Raw genomic sequence first — 22,619 nt, 5'->3', positions numbered from 1 at the left:
CTGACAGGCCCGGCGGGCGCGAGGGCCGTGACGGCTCCGCCTCACACCGCGAGCGGGTCGGCCTCCAGCGGAGACCGTGGCCCGCGCGCCGACCGCGCGTTCCGCGAGGCCAGGAGGGTCACGGCGAGCGAGCCGAGCGTCCACGCCGCGAGCGCCAGCAGCGTCGCCGAGGTCGAGACGAGCGCGCCGCCGAGCGCGGCATGGGTGAGCCCCTTGGACAGGATCGTGATCGGCATCAGCGCGCTGAGCGACTGCAGCAGCGGCGGGGCGGTCTGCAACGGGAGGATCCCCGCCAGCGCGACCACCTGCAGCACCATGATGACGAGCGAGGCGACGCGCCCGACCCGGCCGCCCAGCAGCACCACGAGCGCCTGATGCAGGGCGGCGAAGACGGCCGCACCGGCGAGCGTCAGCACCCCGACGCCGAGCGCCGACACCGGGCGGATCCCGATCGCGGTGATCACGGCGAGCACCGCGACGGCCTGGACCAGACCGATCGCGAGGGCCGGCAGCAGGGAGCGCAGCACCACGCCGCTCATCGGCATCGCGGCGTCCAGCAGGCGGCGCGACAGGGCGGGCACCAGCAGGAAGGAGCCGAAGGCCCCGAGCCAGAGGGCCAGGGCGGCCACGAAGGGGAAGGTCGCCGTGGCGGCCCCGTCGGCCTGGTTCTGGCGGTCGGCGACGCTCGTGACGGGCTCGGCGGCCATGTCGCTCATGGCGCTGCGCTCGGACGCGGAGTACGTGGGCATCTGGTCGGCCCCGTCGCGGAGCCCCTGGGCGAACTGCCCGCTGCCGTCGGCCAGCTGCGCCGAGCCGTCCGCCAGCTGATCGGTGCCGTCGGCCAGACGGGTCGTGCCGTCGGCGAGCTGATCGGCGCCGTCGGCGAGTTGGGAGGTGCCGTCGGCGAGCTGGGACGAGCCGTCCGCGAGGAGGTCGGTGCCGTCGGCCAGCTGGGAGGCCCCGTCGGCCGCGTCGTGGGCGCCGGTCGAGAGGCCATCGGCCCCGTCGGCGAGCTGGGAGGCGCCGTCGGCGCTGTCGCGCATGCCGTCGGCGAGCTGCTCGGTGCCGTCGGCCAGCTGGGAGGCCCCGTCGGCGCTGTCCCGGATCCCGCCGGCGAGCTGCTCGGTGCCGTCGGCCAGCTGGGAGGCCCCGTCGCCGAGCCGGTGCACGCCGTCGCTGAGCTGCCCGACCCCATCGCGCAGCGCGGGTGCCTGGCGCGCGAACTCCTCCGCGCCCGACGCCGCCTGGTCCATGCCCTCGATGAGGCCGGGTTGCCCGTCGCTTCCGTAGGCGACGGCGGTGATGCCATCGGCGGTGCCGCGGGCGCCGGTGCGCAGCTGCTCGCCGGGATCGCCGGCCAGCTGCCCGAGCCCTGCCCGCAGGCTCGGCGGGGCGGCCCCGTCCTGAGCGGGGGCGCAGAGGGCGCCCAGGCGCGGATCGGCGGTGATCTCCTCGGTGCTGAACGCCGAGCACGCCGCGTCGGCTCCGGCGGCGAGGTCATCGATCGTTCCCGTGTACTGCTCCACGCCGTCCGCGAAGCCGCCGGAGGCCGCCACGAGCCCCGGATTGCTCTGCGTGCCGTCGCCCTCGAACGCGAGGCGGACCCCGTCGGAGGCCTGTCGCGTCCCGTCGGCGAGCTGCTCGGCACCCGCGATGAGGCCCGGGTTCGCGGCCGTCCCGTCGCCGTCGACCGCGGCCTGCAGCTGGTCGACACCGGTGACGAGCCCGGGCTGACCGTCGGTGCCGTTGATGCCGTCGGAGAGCTGCCGCGCGCCGTCGGCGAGGTCATCGCCGCCGTCGGCCAGCTGGTAGAGCCCGTCGGAGAGGTCCCGCGTGCCCTGCGCCGTGCCGGCGGTGCCGTCGGCCAGCTGGGAGAGCCCGTCGGAGAGGTCGCGGTTGCCCTGGGCGACGGAGTCGGTGCCGTCGGCCAGCTGCCCGAGACCGTCGGCGAGGTCGTGCGTGCCGTCGGCGGTGGCCTGCACGCCGTCGTCGAGCTGCGCGGCCCCGTCCGAGAGGTCCCGGGTGCCGCCGGCCAGGCCCGTCGCGCCGTTGGACAGCTCCCGGGCTCCGTCGCGGGTCTGCCCAATGCCCTCATCGAGCCCCGTGATGCCCTCGTCGATGCCCGCGGCGCCGTCGGCGGCCTGCGAGAAGCTCTCCTGGATGGTGTTGAAGCCGACGTAGAGCTGGGAGAGGTACTGGCGGATCATCTCGCTGCCCGTCGTCGACGCGGCGGCCTGGGAGACGGCGATGCCGATCGCGCTGTCGAGCGCGCCGGAGGCGTCGTTCGTCGTGACCTGGATATCCGCCTTCTGGGGGTCCGGGGTGCCCAGCGTCGCGAGCTTCGTGCTGAAGTCCGCAGGGATCACGATCACGGCGGCATAGGTGCCGTCGCGCAGCCCCTGCTCCGCGTCGTCCTCGTCGGTCAGGCGCCAGTCGAACCCAGCGGTCGCGGGGGAGTCTGCCGATGCCGCGCTCGCGGAGGCCGCCGCGTCCGGGCGCGTGAGCCCGGCGGCGAGCTGACGACCGAAGGGCACGAACTGCTCGGTGCCGTCGATCGTCATGGTGGTGCCCTCGTCGAGGTTCACGACGGCGGCGGGCACCGTGTCGAGGCGGTCGACCCGGTCCTTGAGCGCCCACATGCCCACCCCGGCGACGAGGAGGGGGAGCAGCAGCACCACGAGGAGGGAGCGGGGGCGGCGGAGGATGCTCATCGTGCGGCTCCTTCGGGGGCGAGATGCGGATGCTCCGCGGGCGGGGCGGTCGCAGGATCGGGCAGGTCGAGGACGAGCAGACGGTCGGGCTCCTCGAGCAGTCCTTGCAGATGCGCGAGGGCGGCGGCGTCGTCGCGGCCGCTCGCGCCGACGACGACGGTCGCCTCGCGCCGCAGCATCGACTCCAGGCGGGCGAGTGCCCCGGGACCGGCCGCGTCGAGATCGGCGGCGCGCTCGATCACGACGGTGCGCTCGGGCACGGCCCGCTCCGGGATGGCGCGCAGGCGGGAAGCGACGTCGGCGCCGCTCGCCAGCAGGTGCGTGCGCGCCTGGACGCCGCGGATCTCATCGGGCACCAGACGGTCGTGGACGGCGATGATCCCGTGGCGCGGGGCGCGGCGGCCGGAGACGAGCGCGAGGACGGTCGCCACCGCGTCGGGCTCCCCGCGCACGGCCAGCAGGGTGCCGGGGGCGGTGCGCCCGGTGAGCGGGCCGATCTCGCCGGAGCCGGAGGGCAGGGGAGCGGTGACGTCCTGGAAGCGCAGCGAGGAGCGCCCGTGGCGCTCGGTCCAGCGGCGGTGCTCGAGCACCCGGACGAGGCCCTCTCCCTCGACGTCCATCGTCGGCAGCAGACGATCGAGCCAGGCCGGCAGCCACCAGGCCCGGTCCCCGAGCAGGGCGAGGACGGCGGGGACGAGCGTCATCCGCACGACGAAGGCGTCGACGAGCACGCCGACGGCGAGCGCGACGGCGATCGGCTGGATCATGTACGTGCCCTCGGGCACGAAGGACGCGAAGACCGAGATCATGATGAGCGCGGCGGCGATGACCACGGGCGCGCTCGCGGTGAAGCCGCGCTCGATCGCGCCGCGGGCGTCGCCGGAGTGCACGTACTCCTCGCGCATGCGGGAGACGAGGAAGACCTCGTAGTCCATCGCGAGCCCGAACAGGACGCCCATGACCATGATCGGCATGAAGGAGATGACCGGCCCGATCACGTGCACGTTGAGGGCCGCATTGCCCCAGCCGTACTCGAAGACCATCGCGACGGCCCCGAAGGCGGCGCCGAGGGACAGCAGGTAGCCCAGGGACGCCTTGATCGGGACCCAGATCGAGCGGAACACGATCGCCAGCAGCAGCAGGGACAGGCCCACGACGAAGACGCCGAAGGGGACCAGCGCCCCGGAGAGGCGGTCGGTGATGTCGATCGTGACGGCGGTCTGCCCGGTGACCTTCATATCGGCGATGCCCAGCTCGCGCTCCCAGCCGGGTGCCTGCTCGCGCAGGGTCCGCACGAGGGCGGCGGTGGACTCGTCGGTCTGGCCCCCCTCGGGGATCACGACGACGACGCCGAGGTCGGCCCCCATGTTCGGGGTCGCGAGCTGGATCTCGCGGACGCCCGGCAGCTCTGCGATGCGGCTCTCGAGCTCGTCCATCACGCCGAGGGGGTCGGTGCTGGTGATGATGTCGGCCGTCACGAGCAGGGGCCCGTTGTAGCCGGGGCCGAAGCGCTCGGTGATGAGGTCGTAGGTCTGGCGGGCCTGGGTGTCGGGGCGCTCGGTCCCGAGGTCGGGCAGTCCGAGGCGGAGGTCCTTGGCGGGCAGGGCGAGGGCGCCGAGGCCCAGGACGACGATCAGCACGGTCAGGAGGGGGACCCGGGTCACCAGGCGGACCCAGCGCGCAGCGAGGGCGGTGCGGTCGGTGCGCTCGGCATCCGCGGGGGCGTCGGCGCCGCGGGATGTCCGGCGGCCGCGGCGGGGTCGCACCCGCTCGCCCAGCAGGGACAGCACGGCGGGCAGCAGGGTCAGGGCGATGACGACGGCGATCGCGACGGTCGCCGCGGAGGCCAGGCCCATGAGGGTGAGGAACGGGATGCCCGTGATGAACAGGCCGACGAGCGCGATGATCACGGTGAGGCCGGCGAAGATGACGGCGCTGCCCGAGGTGGCGATCGCCTGCCCGATCGATTCCTCGACGTCCATGCCGCGTGCGAGCTGGTCGCGGTGGCGGGACACGATGAACAGCGCGTAGTCGATGCCGACGGCCAGGCCGAGCATGATCGCGAGGGTGGGGGTCACCGAGGGGATGTCGACGCCCGATGCCAGGGCGAGCAGCGCGGTCATGGACACGGCGATCCCGACGAGGGCCGTGGTGATCGGGACCGCAGCGGGCAGCAGGGAGCGGAAGGTGACGGCGAGCACGATGAGCGCCGCGACGACGCCGATCACCTCGGAGAACCCCATGGGCATGGCGGCCTCCTGCAGGATCTGCCCGCCCAGGTGGACCTCGAGCCCGGAGGTGCTCGCGGAGTCCGCGAGGTCGGAGAGGCGGTCGAGCGAGCCCTCGGGGAAGGACCCGGGCTGCCCCTCCATCTGGATCGAGCCGATGATCGCCTGCCCGTCGTCGCTGCGGGTGCCGGGGGAGACGTCGGCGAAGGGGTCCGGCGCGGCGGCGACGCCGTCGACCTCCGCCGCCTGCGCCATGGCGTCCTGGATCTGCGGCGCGTGCGCGTCGATCGCGGTGCCGTCGGTGGTGACGAACACGAGCTGGCCGGAGGTGCCGCTCATCTGCGGGAAACGGGTCGCGAGCTCGTCGAGACCCTCCTGCGCCTGGGTGCCGGGGATCTCGAACTGCGCGCTGAGCGCTCCGCCGAGGCCGACGGCGAGCGCCGCGAGCAGGACGACGAGGAGCGACCAGGCGCCGATCACGCGCCAGCGGGCTCGCGCCATCGAGCGGCCGAGTCGGTAGAGGCTCGAGGACATGTGCACCCTCCCGGGCGGGGCCTTGGTCCGCCGCGGCGGGGCGCGGGCGGTTGTACGCTGGACGTCAGAGCACTGGCGTATTGGATACATAAATGTATCCTCGATACGTGAATGCATCAAGATCTCTGGAGCCGCGTATCCTGGTGACCCCGCCCCTCGACCGCCCGCCCCTCGACCGGAAGGCGTCATGACCGACCTCTTCGACCCGCTGCCCGCGGCCCCCGCCGTCCGGCGCCGGGAGAACACGCGCAGCCGACTGGTCCGGGCGTCCCTGGCCGTCTTCGTCGACAAGGGCATCGACGGGGCGACCATCGACGACCTCGTCACGGCGGCGGGCTTCACCCGCGGCGCGTTCTACTCGAGCTTCTCCTCGAAGGAGGAGGTCTTCGGCGCACTGTTCGAGGTGGTGACCGACGAGGTCATCCAGATCATCCGCGCGACGGTCGACGACGCCCTCGCCGCCCACGGCACGACCGCGAGCACGACGCTGGCCGCCGCGGACCCCGCCATGATGGTCGGCGTCTTCGAGGCGATCCGCCCCTACGGACGCCAGTGGTACCTGCTCTACTCCGAGGCCGTCGCCCGCGCCCTGCGCGCCCCCGAGGGGCTCGAGGGCATCGACACCCAGCGCCACCGCCTGCGGGACGCGATCGCCGACGCGCTGCGCCGGGGCATGGAGGCCAAGGGGGAGCGGTGCGCGATCGCGCCCGAGCAGCTCGCCCAGACCCTCATCGGCGTGTTCTCCGACTTCATGATGCAGGAGCACCTCGACGGCGCCGACATCACGGACCTCGCGGGCGAGACCATCCTGCGCATCATGCGGGCCTTCATCGGCCCCGCCGCCTGAGTCCGCGCCGCCGCCTGAGCCTGCGCCACGGTCCGAGCCCCTCGCCGCCGCCTGAGCCCGTCGCCCCTGCGCGCCTCGAGCACGGCGCCGCGGCCCGCTAGAGTCGCCCGGTGACCACTCAGAACACGCACCCCGTCATCCCGTCCCCCGGGTCTGGACGCCCGGTCGGCGCCGTCTACGCCGACCGGGGAGCCTCCCACTACGACATCCTCCTGGCCCTCATGTGCGTCGTCGTGATCCTCTCGGGGATCGGCGGCTCCAAGGGCGTCCTCCTCGGCACGGTCCCCGGCATCGGCATCGACCTCATCACCGACGGCGGATTCTTCCTCTTCCCCCTCGCCTACATCCTCGGCGACGTGATCACCGAGCTGTACGGCGCCCGCGCCGCGCGCCGGGCGATCCTCATGTCCTTCGCGATGAACATCCTGGCCGTCATCGCCTATCAGGTCATCATCTGGCTGCCGGGCTTCACCGACGAGTACGGCACCGCCAAGCAGGCCGCCCTCGAGACGGCGCTGGGCCCGGTGTGGATCATCGTCCTGGCCAGCGTCTGCGGCTTCCTCGCCGGGCAGAGCCTGAACTCCCTCGTCATGTCGCGCATGAAGGCGCGCGCGGGGGAGAGGGGCCTCATCGCCCGCCTGCTGTCCTCGAGCGGCCTGGGCGAGCTCGTCGACACGATCATCTTCTGCACGATCGCCGCCGCCGCGATCGGCATCACCACCCCGCGCCAGTGGCTCGAGTACACCCTGCTCGGGTTCCTCTACAAGGTCGTCGTGCAGTACCTGGCCATCCCGGTCACGGCCGCCGTGATCCGCTGGCTCAAGCGCACCGATCCGACCTACCAGGCGCGCCTGCGCGAGAGCGGGGCCCCCGCCGCATGAGCCCCGCGGACCCGGCGCTCATCGCCCCCGGCACCCCCGCCTATCGGCGGCTGCTCGGAGCGGTGTTCCTCGCCGGGTTCGCCGTCTTCCTCGTCATGTACGACACCCAGGGGCTGCTGCAGCAGATCAGCGCGGACCTGGGGACGGGCGAGGCCCTCGCGGGCTGGACCGTGGCCGGCACGACGCTGGGGATGGCCGTCGGCATGGTCCCCCTGTCGGCCACGGCCCTGTCCCGCGGGCTCTTCACCCGCATGCGCGCCTTCCTCGTGCTCGCCGCGCTGGCCGGCCTCCTGGTCGCCGCCATGCCCTCGATCGGCACCCTGGTGGCGGCGCGCGTGCTCCAGGGCGTGCTGATCTCCCTCGTCCCGGCGAGCGCGCTGGCGCTCCTCGGCTCCCGGATCGAGCGCTCCGCCGTCACCTCGGCCACCGGCGTCTACCTCGCGGGCAACACCGTCGGCGGCCTGTTCTCGCGTGTCGGTCCCGGTCTCATCGCCGAGCTCGCCGACGGGCGCTCGGCGATCGGGGTGATGTCGATGCTCTGCCTGCTGTGCGCGGCAGGCGTCGCCCTCCTGCGTCCTCCGGGAGGGGAGGCGGTCGCGCTCCCGCCCAGGTCCCCGGTGCCCGCCGTCCGCGCGGTCCTCGCGCGACCCCGCATCCTCGCCGCCTGCGTCATCGGCGCGATGCTCATGGCAGCCTTCAACTCCGCCTACACGGTGGTGGGGTTCCGTCTGCATGGTCCCGGGATCGGCTGGGGCCCCGGCGCCGCGAACCTGGTGTTCCTGCTGTACCTGCTCGGCACTCTCCCGAGCGCGCGCACCGGGTCCATCGCGGCGCGCATCGGCGAGGTGCCCGCGGTGCTCCTGAGCGCTCTCGCCGTCGCCGTCGGCTTCTGGATCGCCCTGCCCGAGCATCCCCTCGCCATCATCGCGGGCCTCGCGCTCATGACGGCGCTGTTCTTCGTCGGGCACGTCATCGCGTCCGCGAGCGTGAGCGGAGCGGCACCGCCGGGAACCGGGGCGACGGCCTCCGCGGTGTATCTGGCGTTCTACTACGCGGGCGCGACCGCGGGGTCGGCGCTCGGATCCCTCGGCTTCCAGCATGCGGGGTGGGCGGCGACGGCATCGCTGGCCACGGTGTGGACGCTCGCGGCCGGTGCGGCGGCCCTGCTGCTCCGACGCCACCTGCCCGCGCCCTGACCGCGCCGCATGAGAACGGGGCGTCGCGCCCTCCCGGGCACGACGCCCCGCGTCGTCAGCTCCTCTCGGTGCTCATCCTCTCGGGGCTCAGGCGTCCGCCTCTCGCACGGACGGCGCCTCCTCGAGGGCGGTCGGCACGAACGGGAGGCGGCCGGAGAGAACCTCGCTCATCCGATCCCGATCGATCGTCCGGGTGAGGGTGCCGATCACGACGGTGGCCACGGCGTTGCCCGCGAAGTTCGTCATCGCGCGTGCCTCCGACATGAAGCGGTCGATGCCGACGATCACCGCGACGCCCGGCAGCAGATCCGCGCGATGGGCCGAGAGCCCGCCGGCGAGGGTGGCCAGGCCGGCGCCCGAGACTCCCGCGGCGCCCTTGGAGGCGATGATCATGAACACGAGCAGGCCGATCTGCGCGGGCAGGCTCATCGGCTTGTGCATCGCGTCGGCCACGAACAGCGCGGCCATCGTCAGATAGATCGCGGTGCCGTCGAGGTTGAACGAGTAGCCGGTGGGCACCACGATGCCGACGGTCGACTTGCGGATCCCCAGATGCTCCATCTTCTCCATGAGGAACGGCAGCGCCGACTCCGAGGACGAGGTCGCGAGGATCAGCAGGAACTCCTTGCCCAGGTACCACAGGAGCCTCAGGATGTTCACGCGCGCCACGGCGTACAGCACGAGGCCGAGCACGACGCCGACGAACAGCGCGCAGGTGATGTAGAAGCCGATCATGAGCTTGAGCAGCTCCCAGACGGCGGCCGCCCCGGAGGTGCCGACCACCGCGGCCATCGCGCCGAACGCGCCGATCGGGGCGAGCCACAGCACCATCGAGAGGATGGCGAACACGACCTTGCGGACCACCTCGAGGGCCTCGAGGGCGAGGTCGGCGGTGCGGCCGCCGATCTTCTGGACCGCGAAGCCGACGAGCAGGGCCACCAGCAGGGCCTGCAGCACGGATCCGTCGGTGAGGGAGGAGACGAGCGTCTCGGGGATGATCGACTGGATGAAGTCGAGCGTGCCGCCCGCCTCATGCGCCTGCTCGACGTACTTGTCGACGTCCGCATCGGCGGGGATGACGATGCCGGACCCGGGCTTGAGGATGTTGCCGACCACGAGGCCGATCGCCAGCGCGAACGTGGACATGATGGCGAAGTAGATCAGCGCCATGAGGCCGATGCGCCCCACGGTCGCGGCCGAGCGCACCGAGCCGATGCCCAGCACGATCGTGCAGAAGATGATGGGCGCGATCATCATCTTGATGAGGGAGACGAAGAGGTCGCCGAGGACCTTGAACTCCTTGGCCGCGTCCGGGGCGACGAGGCCGAACACGATGCCCGCGAGCACCGCGATGATCACCGCGATGTACAGGACGTGGGTCCGCGGGGACTTGGGGGAGACGGGCTCGGGCTCCGGCGTGCGCGGGTGCGCGTCGGGCCCGAAGGTGGGCACAGAGCTCATCGTCGAGGCTCCTCGGGATCGGGGGCGGGGAGGGGAGTCGCGTCGCCGGGGCGAGCGACCGGGTCAGTATAGGGAGGGGCACGTCACGTCACAGGTGACTGACGCGCGGCGATTCCGTCGTGGAAGACTGGCGCGACCCCTGCGATGCCGCCGGCCTTGCGGGGCCGAGGCGTCCGTCTCCTCGGTCCTCCGGAAGGAACCCCGTGCCCGATCGCATGACCCGGCCCAGCACCGCTCCCGAGACATCGGAGGCGTCGCATGACGCCGTGCTGAACACAACCGGGAACGTCGCCTCGATGCGAGGCGGCGTCACCACGATCACCGGCGCGATCCCGGTCCTCGAGGACGACGGCGACCGCTCCGAGGCGCACCTGCCCTCCCGCGAGGAGCTCGCCGCCTCCCGCGGTCGCGTCACCGCGCTCGTCATCGCGGTGCTCACGACGCTGAGCGCCATCGGCCCGCTCGCGACCGACATGTACATCCCGGCGTTCCCCGAGGTCACCTCCGACCTGGGGACCACGGCCGCGCGGATGCAGCTCACCCTGACGGCCTTCTTCGTCGGCAGCGCGATCGGCCAGGTCGTCGCAGGCCCCTTCTCCGACCGCGTCGGGCGCCGCGTCCCGCTCATCGTCGGGATCGTCCTGTGCCTCGTGGGATCGATCGGCTGCATGCTCGCGCCGACGGCGGACATGCTGCTGATCATGCGCACCCTCCAGGGCATCGGCGGCGGCTTCGGCATGGTCCTGGGCCGCGCCGTGCTCATCGACATGACCGACGGTCCCGAGCTGTTCCGGACGATGAACCTCATGCAGGGCATCGGCGGCATCGCCCCGATCGTCGCGCCGCTGCTCGGCGGGCTGATCCTGCTCGTGGGCCAGTGGCGCGAGGTCTTCGCCGTCATCGCCGTCATGTCCCTCATCTCGCTCATCGGGGCCCTCGTGCTGATCCCCGAGTCCCTTCCGCCCTCGCGCCGGCACTCGGGCGGCTTCCGCACCTTCCTGCGCAACTGCCGCACCCTGCTCGGACGCCCTGTCTTCGTCGCATACCTGCTGGTCAACGCCTTCTCCGCGTTCGCGCTCATGGCGTACGTGTCGGCGTCGTCGTTCGTCGTGCAGTCGATGCTGGGCTTCTCGGCGACCACGTACTCGGTGTTGTTCGCGATCAACTCGCTGGGCATGATGGCGGCCTCGCTCATCTCGGCGCGCCTGACCGGCAGCGTGCATCCGCGCTCGCTGATCCGAGTGGGCCTGGTGATCGTGTCCCTCGCCTCCCTCGCCCTGCTGATCGGCACCCTGTTCCTCGGCACCCCGGCCTGGATCGTGATCCCCGCGTTCTTCCTCATCGTCGCGCCCCAGGGGCTCATCTTCGGCAACGGCGGCGGCCTGGCCTCGGCCCAGGCCAAGGAGTTCGCGGGCACCGGCTCGGCGATGCTCGGCCTCGGCTTCTCCTTCGCGGCGTCCTTCGCGGCCCCGCTCGTGGGCCTGGGCGGCACGGGCACCGCGGTGCCGATGGCGATCGTCATGGTCGCGGGCATCGCGATCTCGTGGCTGGCCTTCCTCATGGCGCGGCACACCCCGGCCGACGTCTACTGACGACGAGCACCTCCTGTCGACGGATCTCCATCCTGCCGACGGGCACCGGGACCCGACCTTCGTCGGAGGCGACCCGCGGGGGAGAGGACGGACGGAGGGGTCGGGGGAGCCGTGCGGCGGTGGGTCGCGGTGGCCTGCTGCCGGGAGACTGAGGGCATGAGCGACCCCACTGCCTCCGCCCCCGTTCCCACTGCCTCCGTCTCTGCCTCTGAGGTCCCCAGCCCTGCTTCCAGGGTCCCCGCGCCCGAGCCGATCCGCGACATCCCGGCGGGTGAGTCGACCCTCGCGGGCACGGTGAACACCGTTCCCCTCGATCCGCGCCGCCCGCACGTGGACCCTGCCCGGCCCTTCGGCGCTCACGTCCGCACCCGCTGGTGGGCGCCGCTCGTCGTGATCCCCGTCGTGCTGATCGGCATGCTGATCCTCCAGGTGATCTCGACGTTCGTCACCATCCCGTACGAGCTGTTCATCGGCGGCCACAGCACCGAGGAGTTCACGAACGCGGACGCCCCGACGCTCACCCCGGTGATGATGCTCGGCGTCAATCTCTCGCTCATCGCGACGGGCCTGCTGGCTCTGCTCGCGCTGCGCGTCATCGCGGGCGTGCCGTGGCGGGCCGCCTTCGCCGTCGGTCGCCGCTTCTCCTGGGGGCGCCTGCTGCGCACCGCCGGCGTCATGGCGCCCGTCATCCTCGTGTTCTTCGCGCTCATGGAGCTCCTGTTCCCGTCGGTGCCGATGACCGGGGAGGCAGGGTTCGGGATCACCGCCACCGGCCTCGCGCTGCTGGCGATCACCGTGCTCACCACGCCGCTGCAGGCGGCCGCCGAGGAGGTCGTCTTCCGCGGCGTCATCGGTGAGATGGTCGCCTCGTGGATCCGTCCGGCGTCGCTCGCCCTCGTCGTCGGCATCATCGCGTCGTCGCTCATCTTCGGTGCGAGCCACGGCTCGGTCGATCCCTGGCTGTTCGCCTACTACACGATCTTCGGACTCAGCGGCGCGCTGATGGCCCGCATCACCGACGGCCTCGAGGCATCGATCGCCTTCCACGCCTCGAACAACACCCTGCTGTTCATCGCGACGGCGCTGACGATCGGTGATCAGGGACTGACGATCGACCGGTCCGCGGGGTCGGGCGGGCCGTTCATGCTGGTGTTCATCGCCCTGGACCTGCTGCTGGTGGCGATCGTGTGGCTGCTCGAGAAGAGGCGGCGGGCGCGCAGCGCGGCCACGGATCCCGCGCGGGCGGTGCTGGACGTCCCGACGACGGCCTGAGCGCTCGGAACCCAGCTGTGACCTGCGGGGGAGCGGTCGACGGGGAAGCCTCCCGTCGACCGCTCCCGTCCTCGGTGCTCGCCGACGGCGGCCTGCCGCAGGCGGGGATGCTGAGCCTCTTCTATGACGAGGAGGCGATGGTGTGGGGCGATGAGCCGGACGATCGCGAGCACTGGCGCCTGCTGTGGACCCCGGCGGATCAGGCGCTCGTGCGCCATAGCGTCCCGGCGCGATGACCGACCACGAGGAGGCGATCTTCCCGCCGGTCGCACTGGCCGTGCGCGAGGAGCTGACGTTTCCGGCGTGGGCCACTCGGGGGTGCGAGGCGCTCGCGCTCGACGAGCGGGATGCGGACGCGTACGTCGACATCATGGAACGCGGAGCGGATCGGTGCCGGCTGCTCGGTTACGCCGATGCCGTCCAGGGCGGGATCGCAGAGCTCGCGACGGAGGCCACGGGTCGACCGGCGGCCGACGTCGACTCGTGGCGGCTGCTGCTGCAGATCTGCTCGGAGGACGCCGCGCAGATGATGTGGGGCGATGTCGGCTTCCTGTACGTCGTCATGCCCGAGGACGCGATGCGTGCGCATCGCTGGGAGGACGCCTGGCTCGTCATGGAGTGCTCCTGAGCTCGGTCAGCGTCGGGACCAGAGGCGTGCAGCAGCCGTCCGGCCGCATTCTCACAGAGACATACAGGCAGCGACATACAGGGATGCGGAAGCAGGCTGTTCGAGTCGACCACGGCCCCGGGAACACAATCAGGAAAGAACCGATAATGTACGTTATGTAAAGTGAAAGGGAGGAGAGACCTGGCCGGCGGCTCCGCCCCCTCCCCGTCGTCCCAGCATCGTGTCTCGCCTGCGGATCGCGAGGCGCCGCTCTCAGCGCGTCGTCGCTCCGTCAGGCCGTCCGCGCGCCGAGGTCCTCGACCAGGCGCTCCGCGAGCGCCGTCGCCGATTGCGGGTTCTGGCCGCTGTAGAGATTCCCGTCGACGACGACATGCGACCGGTACGGCAGCGTCGCGTTGTCGTATACGATGCCGGACTCCTTGAGCCTGTCCTCGAGAAGCCAGCGGGCCTTGCGGGCGAACGGGTTGAACTTCTCCTCGACGTTCGACAGTCCTGTCATGCGTCGAGTGGTGAACGCGTTCGTGCCGGTCTCATCCGTCGCGGCGAGCACGGCCGCCGGTGCATGGCACAGCAGCGCCAGCGGGCGGTTCGCGCGCAGACGACGGGCCAGCAGCGCTCCCGAGACGGGGTCGACGGCGAGGTCCTCCATCGGACCATGGCCGCCGGGATAGAACACGAGGTCGTACTCCTCCTCATCGACCGCATCGAGAGCCAGCGGATGCTCGAGCTGCTCGGAGATCGCGTCGAGGTACTCCTGCACTGCTCTCCGCTTCCCGGGCATTCCGCCCATGATCCCCAGGCTGAGCTGGTCGACCGTCGGAGCGATACCGCCGGGCGTGGCGACCGTGATGTCCCATCCTGCCTCGGTGAATACGCGATGCGGCTCGGAGACCTCCTCGGCCCAGTATCCCGTCGGGTGGACTGTACCGTCCGCCAGCGTCCAGCCGTCCGCGGCGGAGATGACCATCAGGACCCTCGTGCTCATATCGTGCCCTTTCGTGTGCGGGAGTTCCCGGACACGCTGTCACGGCAGGGTGGGAGTCAGATGGACACCGCTCCCCCGTGCCCCGAGCTTCCCGCTCAGACCCCGGCGGCGGTGCCCGATCCGGTGCTCTCCCCGCCGGTCCCGCTCGTCGGCAGCGGCTCAGCAGGATCGTGGCCCTCGGGGCAGATCTCTAGCGTGTGGTCCCAGATGACGTCCTCGAGAGGCGTGTCCCCGAGGGGCCACGGCGTCGTCGTCGCACCGTCCTCGTCCGTCGTCCCGTCAGCCGGGCGGCAGTACGGGGGCTCGGTCGCCGGATCCTCCGTCGTCGCCGGGTCGGTGGTCGTCGGGGTCTGGGTGGCGGGTGTCGTGGTGGTCGATGGCGGAGAGGTCGTGGTGTTCGGGGCCGTGGTCGTCGGGGGCTCCACGGGAGTCGCGGGCGTCGTCACCGGAGCCTCCACCACCGGGTCCGCAGGCTTCGGGGCGGGCGCCGGGTCAGGCTCAGGAGCAGGCTGTGCGATGGGCGCCGGGTCGGGTGCGGGCTGCGGGGCCGGCTGGGTCGCGGGCTTCGTCTGAGCGGGTTTCGTGTGAGTCGGATTCGGTGCCGGAGAGGTCGTCGCCGGGTCCTGCTGCTTCGGGGCCGGATCGGCGACGACGGGCTTCTCTGCGGGCTCCTGCACGGGCGCCGGCGATGACGGCGCGCCGCTGGACCCCGTTGCCGGGGCCACCGGCTCCTCGGGGTCGTTCAGGGCATCCTGCTTGTGCTGGGCGTCCTCGGCGGGCAGCGGAACGGACCAGGTGTCGCCCTGCTCGCCGTAGGCCGCGACGCCGGCTCCCGGGGTCGCGGTCGACTCCCCCAGTACCGACATCGGGTCGACGTAGACGCCGTCGACCATCACCTCGAAATGCAGGTGGCAGCCGGTCGAGCGGCCCGTCGTGCCGGACAGGCCGATGAACTGGCCCTGCTCGACGTGGTCGCCGACGCGGACGCCGAAGGCGGACAGGTGGAAGTAGTGCGTGGAGAACGAGGAGCCCGCGGCGTCGCCGTTGAGGTCGGCGTGGTCGATCTCCACCGCATTGCCCGATGGACCGCGGTAGGCGGCGTGCGTCACCGTTCCCGCGGCGGAGGCGTACACGGGCGTCCCGCATCCGACGGGGAAGTCGGTGCCGTTGTGCATCTTCCACGTGTTCAGGATCGGGTGGAACCGCATGCCGTACCCGGATCCCTCGACGGCCCCCTGGACCGGCTTGATGAGGTCGACCGAGCCGTCGACGTGCATGCCGGCACCGGCCACGACCGTTCCCTTCGCGCCCGGGGCGCCGGGAGCGGAGGCGGAGAATGCCGCGATGCCGGACACCGGCACCGAGGGCGCGGTGGATGCCGCTCCCTGCCGGTCGCGCGCATCGAGCTCGAGGAGGAGGCGCTCGTCCTGCTTCCCCACGCGGGCCTGCTCCCCCACGTCTGCGGTCTGCACAGCCTGGGGCGTGGCATCGACGCGCAGCGTGGCGACCGCACCGCCTGCGACGCAGGCCCCCACCAGCAGCCCGGCCGCGGCGGCGCGCAGGGTCTGGGCGGACGGGAGGCGGCCGCTCAGCGTGGTGCAGGCGGCCCGGACCCGGCGTCGCAGACCTTCCAGGCGCGGGGCCGGATCGTCGTCGGCGTCCGGCAACGGGGGCAGGCTCGTCGGCGGGGTCTGCGGCTGCGCGGCGGGCAGCAGATCGCCGATGTCGGCCGGCCGGAGCCGGGTGGCGGAGCGGAGGTTCGTGCCCTCAGCCTATGTCCTGTCCGACCGCCGGGCAGGACCCAACGGCCCGCATCAGCCGGTGCTGTCCATCACCCCTGTTCTGCGTCGCGCTCAGCCCTCGGCGCACGGGAAGCGCCCGTCCGCGACCGCTTCGGCGAAGTCCCGCCAGTCCTGCTGCACGATCTGCGCGTAGTCGCAGGACCAGGCGGCGATCGCCGCGGGCACCGCGTCGGAGCGCCCCAGGTAGCCGATCACGGCGAAGGCGTCCGGGCTCTGCGCATGGGCGCGGGCGAGCTGGCGCGCGCACAGCGCCGCATACGCGCGCACCTCCCCCGCTCCGGCCTCGGACAGGTCGATGCTGCCCTTCATGTCCCGGAACTGGCGCCAGAAGTAGTTGCGGCCGTCGGGGTCCACGGTGCGTCCGAGGAACGGATCGGAGACGGACTGCAGGATCCGCTGGGATCCGGTGACGCGCCGCGCGTGGGCGTCCTGCGTTGGCCCCGGTCGTGGTGCGACGTCCGGCAGTCCCCCGTAGGTCTCGAGCACCGACGGGAGCGCCTCCTTGACCTGCAGCAGCAGGTGCTCGCCCGACGGCCCCTGCAGCAGGACGATCGAGCAGTGCGTGCCGACGCTGGAGACGCCGACCACGCGGCGGGCGACGTCGACGAGCCGGTACTGGCTCAGCAGGAGGGCGCGATCGGCGTGGAGGGTCGTGAGGTACTCGCGCAGGCGGTGCCGCACGCGCTCGATCCGTCCGGGCGGATACGGGACGAGCAGCGGGGGCTGGACATCCAGGTATGGGCGGCCGCGCTCGTCGATCCGGGCGACCTTCCCCAACGCCTGCTCGCTCGTGCGCCGGCGGGCCTTGGCGACGCCGCGATCGAACGACGGGTACCCGGCCCCCAGCAGCTCGCTCGCCGCGTCGACGGACGCGAAGTAGCGATCGGTCGCGGAGACCTCCCCGAGGCGTCGCAGCTGATCGCGGTAGGCGCCGATCATCGCGGTCACCTCGGCGCGGGCCCGCTCCTCGCCCGCGCCCTGCTCGGCCAGCTCGAGGACGAGCGAGACGCCCATGCGCTTGAGATCCCACTCCCACGGCCCGATCCCGGCCTCGTCGAAGTCGTTGAGGTCGAACACGAGGCGCCGCTCGGGGCTCGCGTAGAGGCCGAAGTTGCCCAGGTGGGCGTCGGCGTCGATGACCACGTGGATCCCCGTCCGCGGACCGGCCGCGAGGTCCCGGGTCATGACGTCGACGGTGCCGCGGTAGTAGGCGTGGGCGCTCTGCAGCATGCGGTTGACCCGCACCCCGATGAGCTCGGGGATCCTCCCCGCGTGCGTCCGCTCGATGATCCGCAGCGGGTCGCGATGCTCGGGCACCACCACCTCGGCGTGCTCGGACCGCGGGACCGGGCCGCGGATGTCGCGGCCGGACTCGCGGGCCGTCGCGGCGTCCCCGCCCGGTGGGAGGAAGCGCGCCATCCCGCCCGGCGCTGCGGCCGTCACGGCTCGGTGTGCGTGCCGTGGGGCGTCGTGGTCGAGGGCGCGGAGACCGCCGGGCTCGCGGGGCCGGACTGCGAGGGACGGCTGCGGCCCACCAGGAGCATCACCAGCGCGAGGACCACGAGGACGAGCCCGATGACGACGAGAGCGATGGCCGCCAGGGCCAGGAGGGAGAACATGGCCCCACTCTACGGAGACTGGTCGCCCACAAGGCCCGGAACCCTCCGATCCCATCGCTCCGATCCCGCCGCCGTGGCCAGCCGGTCCTCCCCCGTCGTCTCTCTGGTTGACTGACCCGGTGCCCGTGCTCGAGTTCCCCCTCCTCGGCGAGGTCTCGCTCCTCGCCCTCGGACTTCTCGTGCTCGCCGCCTTCGGCGCGGGATGGGTCGATGCGGTGGTTGGCGGCGGCGGGCTGATCCAGCTCCCGGCGCTGCTCACGGGCCTCCCCCAGCAGGCGCCGACCGGGGCGGTGCTGGGCACCAATAAGCTCGCGGCCGCGGCCGGCACCGCCGTCTCCTCGGCCACGTACATCCACCGCATCCGCCCCCTCGCGGCGACCGCCGTCCCGCTCGTCGTCTGCGCCGCCCTCGGGAGCGCGGCGGGAGCGAGCCTGGCGACCCTCATCCCGCGGGCGTGGATGTCTCCCATCGTGCTCGTCGCCCTCGTCGTGGTCGGCATCCACACGCTGCGCCGCCCGCAGCTCGGGCTCGAGCACGCCCCGCGTCATCAGGGACGCCCCCACGCCCTGCGCGCGGGCGCGATCGGCGGTGCCGTCGGCCTCTACGACGGGATCCTCGGCCCGGGGACGGGCACCTTCTTCATCATCGCGATGGTGACCGTGCTGGGGTTCGGCTTCCTGGAGGCGAGCGTCCACGCCAAGCTCGCCAACCTCACCACCAACCTCGGGGCGCTGCTCGTGTTCGGCGTGCACGGGCAGATCGTCTGGAGCCTCGGGGCGATCATGGCGGTCGCGAACATCCTCGGGGGCGCCCTCGGGGCTCGTCTCGCCCTGCGCCACGGCTCGGGCTTCGTGCGGATCGTGTTCCTCGTGGTGGTCGGCGCCCTCGCGCTCAAGCTCGGCTGGGACACCGTGCGCCTGCTGTCGTGATCCGAGACTCCCGGCGCCGCTGGAATACCCTCCCCCGGCATCTCGTTGAACAGTTCACCAGACGTCCGCGGATCCCGGTCCGCCGCAACCCGGAGGCCCTATGCTCGACCCGACGACCCTGTTCACCTACGACAAGCACATCGACTCGCGCACCCTGACGGGCGAGACGCTTCTCGTCACGCTCGATGCGTTCACCGACGCCGGGCACGCGCAGGAGATCATCGACGAGCATCTGCTGGGCGCCCTCGGCAGCCGCGTCATCGGCCGTCTCGATCTCGACCAGGTCTTCGACTACGGCGCGCACCGTCCGGAGATCACCCTCGAGCGCGATCGCTTCCTCGACTACGAGAAGCCGGAGATCGTCCTCCATGAGATCACCGGCCCCGGTGGCGATCCCTTCTACCTCCTCACGGGGCCCGAGCCCACCCTCGAATGGGAGCGCCTGGCCGCGGCGCTGCGCATCGTGGTCGAGCAGCTCGGCATCCGCCGCATCGTGCTCGCCCAGAGCTTCCCGGCGCCGGTCCCCCACACCCGCCCGCTGCAGATCACGACGTACGCCGACGACCCCTCGCACATCCGCGAGCCGCGTCCGCTGCCGTCGACGTTCCGGATGCGCTCCAGCTTCACGCACCTGCTGACGATGCGCTTGGGCGAGGCCGGCCACGAGACCGTCGGCCTCGTGGCGCACGTGCCCCAGTACCTCCACGAGATGGGCTACCCCGAGGCGGCCATCGCCCTGCTCGGCGCGATCGAGACCGAGAGCGGACTGACGCTGCCCGTCGGCGCGCTCGCGCCGGCGGCCCGCGAGACCCGGCAGCTGGTCGACGAGCAGGTGGCCCAGGCCCCGCAGCTCGGCGAGCTCATCGCCAACCTCGAGCGCGGCTACGACGGCTCGCTGCTGGCCGGGGCTCCGGGGTCGCAGGAGGGTGCGCCGGATGCCGAGATGCCGTCGGACGAGCAGATCTCCGAGGAGATCGAGCGCTTCCTCGCCGAGCTCTCCGGTGACGAGGGCACCTCCGCGGAGCCGGGCGACGACGAGGACGGCGCCTCCGAGGAGCGACCGGGCCCCGCGCTCTGACCCTGCGCCCGAGGGAGGGCCGACCGCAGGGTCGGCCCCGATCCCCGGGCTGGGCGACGTCAGCGGTGCACGTCCCTAGGATGTACCCATGGCAGCAGACACCCGTGCCCCATCCCTCGTCGTCAGCGAGCGCGCCGCCCTGGCCGATGACCTCGTGTCCTTCGGTCCGGACGCCCCGACGATCCTCGACGACTGGAACGCCCAGGACCTCCTGGAGCATCTGATCCTGCGCGAGCGGCGTCCCGACCTGCTCGTCGGGCCGCACGTCCCGCTCCCCGCGATCGCGCAGTGGACGGAGAAGGAGCGCGCGAAGCTGCTCGAGAAGGACTGGGCGGAGCAGGTGGGGATCTTCCGGAACGGACCGGGACGCTTCTCCCCCGTGCGCGGTCTCGACGGGCTCCTGAACACCGGCGAGTACTTCGTGCATCACGAGGATCTGCGGCGGGCGCGCGCCGGCTGGGAGCCGCGCCCCCTGCCCGAGTCCTCGGAGCGGGAGCTGTGGAGCGTCCTGCGCCGCATGGCCAAGCTGCTCGTGCGCACCGGTGTCGACGTCACGCTGGTCTCTCCGCTCGGTGGCCTGTGCCTGCCCGGCACGCGGGATCAGGGGGCCGTCCGCGTCCACGGTCCGGCCTCGGAGCTGCTGCTGTGGGCGTTCGGGCGCGACCGCGTCGCGCGCGTGCGCATCGAGGGCGAGCCCGAGGCCGTGACGGCGCTCCACCGCGGAGAGCGCGGCATCTGACGGCAGGGCTGGTCTGAGGCGTCCGGGCGGGGCGAGACGTCAGGGCTCGTCGCGGCAGCAGGGCCCGTCGCAGCATCAGGCCCCGTCGCGGCCTCAGGGCTCGTCGCGCCGCCGCAGCCGGAACAGGCGCGGATGATGGCCCTTCTGGAAGAAGCGGTGCTCGTCGACGGCGGTCCAGGCGCAGGCCGGATCGGCGAGGACGGCGTGCATCCTCCGGATCTCGTGCGTGAGGATCCCGACCCGGCACCCGGGCGCGCCCAGCTCATCGGCCCGCGCCAGCAGCGATGCCAGGAGATCCTGGTTCGTGACGTGCTCGCCGTGGATCTCGCCCCACGGCGGATTCGCGACGATGCGGGTGAAGCCGCCGGGCAGGTCCGCGGTCAGCACGTCCCCCACGATCCAGTCGATGCGGCCCTTGCGGCGGGCGGCGCGCTGATGGGCACGGGCGGCCTCGATCGCGGCAGGGGCCAGATCGACGCCGACGGCGCGCCTCGGCGCGGCGAGGAACGACTGCTCGATGAGCAGCGTCCCGGATCCGCAGGTCATGTCCAGCAGCTCGTCCTCGCCCGAGACGTCCATCAGGGTCATGACGCAGGCCGCGATCGTCGCGTTCACCGCTCCCGGGTAGTCCACCGTCCGCCAGGCGCGCGTCGACAGGGGGCGGGTCGTCAGGCGCGCGAGCACCTCCCAGGCCCGCGGCGCGCCGTCGGTGCGCGCGGCCGGTCGCACCCGGACCAGCAGGTCCCCGTCCTCGGCGTCCACGGGCAGGTCCACCGCTGCCGCGAGCTCCTGGGCGAGGCGCTCCATGACGGGCGTGCCCGCCCCGGCCGCCGCGAGGCGCAGCCCGGTGAAACGGGCCGAGCGCGGGCGGAGCTGCTGGAGCCGCTGCAGCGCCTGCCCCAGGTGCCGCATCACCGAGGTCTCGAGGAGCTCCTGGGGTCGGCGCGCGGGGATGCGGATGCACAGGTAGGCCGCGACGGAGCGACGCAGGGCCGCCGCGCCGGTCAGGTCGTCGGTGGCGACGACCGCTTCCGTCGAGCCGATGATGCGGACGGGCCCGAGCGCGGAGGCCTCCTGCGCGGCGAGCTCCGCGCAGCCGTCGAGGACCTCGAGCACGACCTCCGGGGCGGGGCCCAGGGCACGCGCGGGGGCCGACGTCGGCGTGCTCGCCGAGGGGCCGGTGGGGACCATGCGCTGCACCTCGCTTCCGTTGCCCGAGCGGGCGCTCCAGCCTATCGCCGGGCGGGTCCTCCCCCGTCCTGCGACCGGTAGGATCGCCCTGTGTTCACGGTGAGTGTCTGTTCCCTCAAGGGCGGCGTCGGCAAGACGTCCGTCACCCTCGGCCTGGCCTCGGCCGCCCTGCACCAGGGGGTCAACGCCCTGGTGATCGATCTGGACCCGCAGGGCGATTCCACGCTGGGTCTCCTCGGGGAGCCCGCCGAGGGCCCCGACATCGCCGACGTGATCTCCTCGGCGCGCACGGAGACGATCGACCGCGCGATCCGCCCCACTCCGTGGTCCGAGGGCGCCTCCTCGCACCTGGACATCATCCCGGGCACGCACCGCTCGAGCGTCGTCGACTCCCCCGCCCCCGCCGCTCGCGAGGTCCGGCGCCTGCGGGACGCGCTCGAGAATCGCTCGCACCACTACGATCTCGTCCTCATCGACTGCCCGCCGTCCCTGAACGGCCTGACCCAGATGGCGCTCGCCGCCTCGGACCGATCCCTGGTCGTGTGCGAGCCGGGATTCTTCGCCGTCACCGCCGCGGACCGCGCTCTCAAGCTCGCCGCCGAGCTGCACGACGACGGCCTGGCGCCGCGCCTGTCCCCGCTGGGCCTGGTGGTCAACCGCTACCGTCCCCGTTCCGTGGAGCACCAGTACCGTCTGGCCGAGCTGCGCGAGCTCTTCGGCCCCCTCATCCTCGATCCCGTCATCGAGGAGCGCGTCGGACTCCAGCAGGCCCAGGGCGGTGCGGTGCCGCTGCACCGCTACGAGGGCGCGAGCGGCGCCCGGCTCACCGAGGATTTCGACGCCCTCCTGCGGACGGTCCTCGCGGCCAAGGGCGGGACCGCGGAGGCCCCAATTCCGACGACGGAGACTCCGACGACGGAGACTCC

Annotated in this window: 18 protein-coding genes and 1 pseudogene; 11 read left to right on the top strand and 8 right to left on the bottom strand. The window is 72.5% G+C overall.

Going from position 1 to position 22,619, the window contains the following annotated elements; translation table 11 throughout:
• Positions 1–41: 41 nt before the first annotated feature.
• A complete protein-coding gene (locus FM110_RS11460) occupies positions 42–2,711 on the bottom strand; it encodes a YhgE/Pip domain-containing protein (protein WP_087104885.1) in 2,670 nt (889 codons plus the stop codon).
• Entirely contained in the window at positions 2,708–5,473 is a 2,766-nt protein-coding gene (locus FM110_RS11455) for an MMPL family transporter (protein WP_087104884.1), read from the bottom strand. The genes FM110_RS11460 and FM110_RS11455 overlap by 4 nt, the downstream gene beginning before the upstream one ends.
• A 187-nt stretch (positions 5,474–5,660) precedes the next feature.
• On the opposite strand from FM110_RS11455, the gene FM110_RS11450 reads away from it, so the two are divergent.
• The 3 genes from FM110_RS11450 (at position 5,661) to FM110_RS11440 (ending at position 8,397) form a co-directional block, all read left to right on the top strand.
• Entirely contained in the window at positions 5,661–6,320 is a 660-nt protein-coding gene (locus tag FM110_RS11450; protein ID WP_087104883.1) for a TetR/AcrR family transcriptional regulator, read from the top strand.
• A gap of 110 nt (positions 6,321–6,430) precedes the next feature.
• Positions 6,431–7,201, top strand: a complete 771-nt coding sequence (locus tag FM110_RS11445; protein ID WP_234992355.1) for a queuosine precursor transporter — start codon at positions 6,431–6,433, stop codon at positions 7,199–7,201.
• Positions 7,198–8,397 (top strand): MFS transporter, encoded by a 1,200-nt coding sequence (locus FM110_RS11440; protein WP_087104882.1) that lies wholly within the window; start codon positions 7,198–7,200, stop codon positions 8,395–8,397. Before FM110_RS11445 ends, FM110_RS11440 begins: the two co-directional genes overlap by 4 nt.
• Before the next feature lie 87 nt (positions 8,398–8,484).
• On the opposite strand, the gene FM110_RS11435 is transcribed toward FM110_RS11440, so the two are convergent.
• Positions 8,485–9,858, bottom strand: coding sequence for a cation:dicarboxylate symporter family transporter (locus FM110_RS11435; RefSeq protein ID WP_087104881.1), 1,374 nt, complete (start codon positions 9,856–9,858; stop codon positions 8,485–8,487).
• A gap of 266 nt (positions 9,859–10,124) precedes the next feature.
• On the opposite strand from FM110_RS11435, the gene FM110_RS11430 reads away from it, so the two are divergent.
• The 4 genes from FM110_RS11430 to FM110_RS11420 all read left to right on the top strand — a co-directional run bounded on the left by FM110_RS11430 (position 10,125) and on the right by FM110_RS11420 (position 13,350).
• Entirely contained in the window at positions 10,125–11,450 is a 1,326-nt protein-coding gene (locus FM110_RS11430; protein WP_234992342.1) for a multidrug effflux MFS transporter, read from the top strand.
• 156 nt (positions 11,451–11,606) lie between these two features.
• A complete protein-coding gene (locus tag FM110_RS11425) occupies positions 11,607–12,722 on the top strand; it encodes a CPBP family intramembrane glutamic endopeptidase (RefSeq protein WP_087104880.1) in 1,116 nt (371 codons plus the stop codon).
• Positions 12,723–12,739: 17 nt separating this feature from the next.
• Positions 12,740–12,958 (top strand): DUF1963 domain-containing protein, encoded by a 219-nt coding sequence (locus FM110_RS14770; protein ID WP_143276378.1) that lies wholly within the window; start codon positions 12,740–12,742, stop codon positions 12,956–12,958.
• On the top strand, positions 12,955–13,350 hold the full coding sequence (locus FM110_RS11420) for a DUF1963 domain-containing protein (protein ID WP_087104879.1): 396 nt from the start codon (positions 12,955–12,957) through the stop codon (positions 13,348–13,350). Before FM110_RS14770 ends, FM110_RS11420 begins: the two co-directional genes overlap by 4 nt.
• A 271-nt stretch (positions 13,351–13,621) precedes the next feature.
• Here the strand turns inward: FM110_RS11420 and FM110_RS11415 are convergent, their stop codons facing one another.
• The 4 genes from FM110_RS11415 to FM110_RS14165 all read right to left on the bottom strand — a co-directional run bounded on the left by FM110_RS11415 (position 13,622) and on the right by FM110_RS14165 (position 17,756).
• On the bottom strand, positions 13,622–14,335 hold the full coding sequence (locus FM110_RS11415; protein WP_087104878.1) for a type 1 glutamine amidotransferase domain-containing protein: 714 nt from the start codon (positions 14,333–14,335) through the stop codon (positions 13,622–13,624).
• Positions 14,336–14,430: 95 nt separating this feature from the next.
• On the bottom strand, positions 14,431–16,002 hold the full coding sequence (locus FM110_RS11410) for a M23 family metallopeptidase (RefSeq protein WP_087104877.1): 1,572 nt from the start codon (positions 16,000–16,002) through the stop codon (positions 14,431–14,433).
• Between the two features lie 186 nt (positions 16,003–16,188).
• Positions 16,189–17,580, bottom strand: coding sequence for a DUF2252 domain-containing protein (locus FM110_RS11405; RefSeq protein ID WP_159458071.1), 1,392 nt, complete (start codon positions 17,578–17,580; stop codon positions 16,189–16,191).
• On the bottom strand, positions 17,577–17,756 hold the full coding sequence (locus FM110_RS14165) for a hypothetical protein (RefSeq protein WP_159458070.1): 180 nt from the start codon (positions 17,754–17,756) through the stop codon (positions 17,577–17,579). The genes FM110_RS11405 and FM110_RS14165 overlap by 4 nt, the downstream gene beginning before the upstream one ends.
• Before the next feature lie 125 nt (positions 17,757–17,881).
• On the opposite strand from FM110_RS14165, the gene FM110_RS11400 reads away from it, so the two are divergent.
• The 3 genes from FM110_RS11400 to FM110_RS11390 all read left to right on the top strand — a co-directional run bounded on the left by FM110_RS11400 (position 17,882) and on the right by FM110_RS11390 (position 20,502).
• The gene (locus FM110_RS11400) at positions 17,882–18,685 is read left to right on the top strand and encodes a TSUP family transporter (protein WP_159458073.1); all 804 of its coding nucleotides are present in this window, start codon (positions 17,882–17,884) and stop codon (positions 18,683–18,685) included.
• Between the two features lie 100 nt (positions 18,686–18,785).
• Positions 18,786–19,763, top strand: coding sequence for a PAC2 family protein (locus FM110_RS11395; protein ID WP_087104874.1), 978 nt, complete (start codon positions 18,786–18,788; stop codon positions 19,761–19,763).
• 88 nt (positions 19,764–19,851) lie between these two features.
• The gene (locus FM110_RS11390; RefSeq protein WP_087104873.1) at positions 19,852–20,502 is read left to right on the top strand and encodes a TIGR03085 family metal-binding protein; all 651 of its coding nucleotides are present in this window, start codon (positions 19,852–19,854) and stop codon (positions 20,500–20,502) included.
• A 93-nt stretch (positions 20,503–20,595) separates the two neighbouring features.
• On the opposite strand, the gene FM110_RS11385 is transcribed toward FM110_RS11390, so the two are convergent.
• Complete coding sequence (locus tag FM110_RS11385; RefSeq protein WP_087104911.1) at positions 20,596–21,693, bottom strand: methyltransferase; 1,098 nt, start codon at positions 21,691–21,693, stop codon at positions 20,596–20,598.
• 90 nt (positions 21,694–21,783) lie between these two features.
• Here FM110_RS11385 and FM110_RS11380 point away from each other — a divergent pair.
• Positions 21,784–22,563, top strand: a pseudogene (locus tag FM110_RS11380) (ParA family protein); the annotation flags it as partial.
• Between the last annotated feature and the right edge of the window lie 56 nt (positions 22,564–22,619).

Origin of the sequence: Brachybacterium nesterenkovii, assembly GCF_900163655.1 — a bacterium.
Taxonomy (GTDB): Bacteria; Actinomycetota; Actinomycetes; order Actinomycetales; family Dermabacteraceae; genus Brachybacterium; species Brachybacterium nesterenkovii.
The sequence above is the reverse complement of the archived record's forward strand: the minus strand, read 5'-3'. Positions and strand labels throughout refer to the sequence as shown.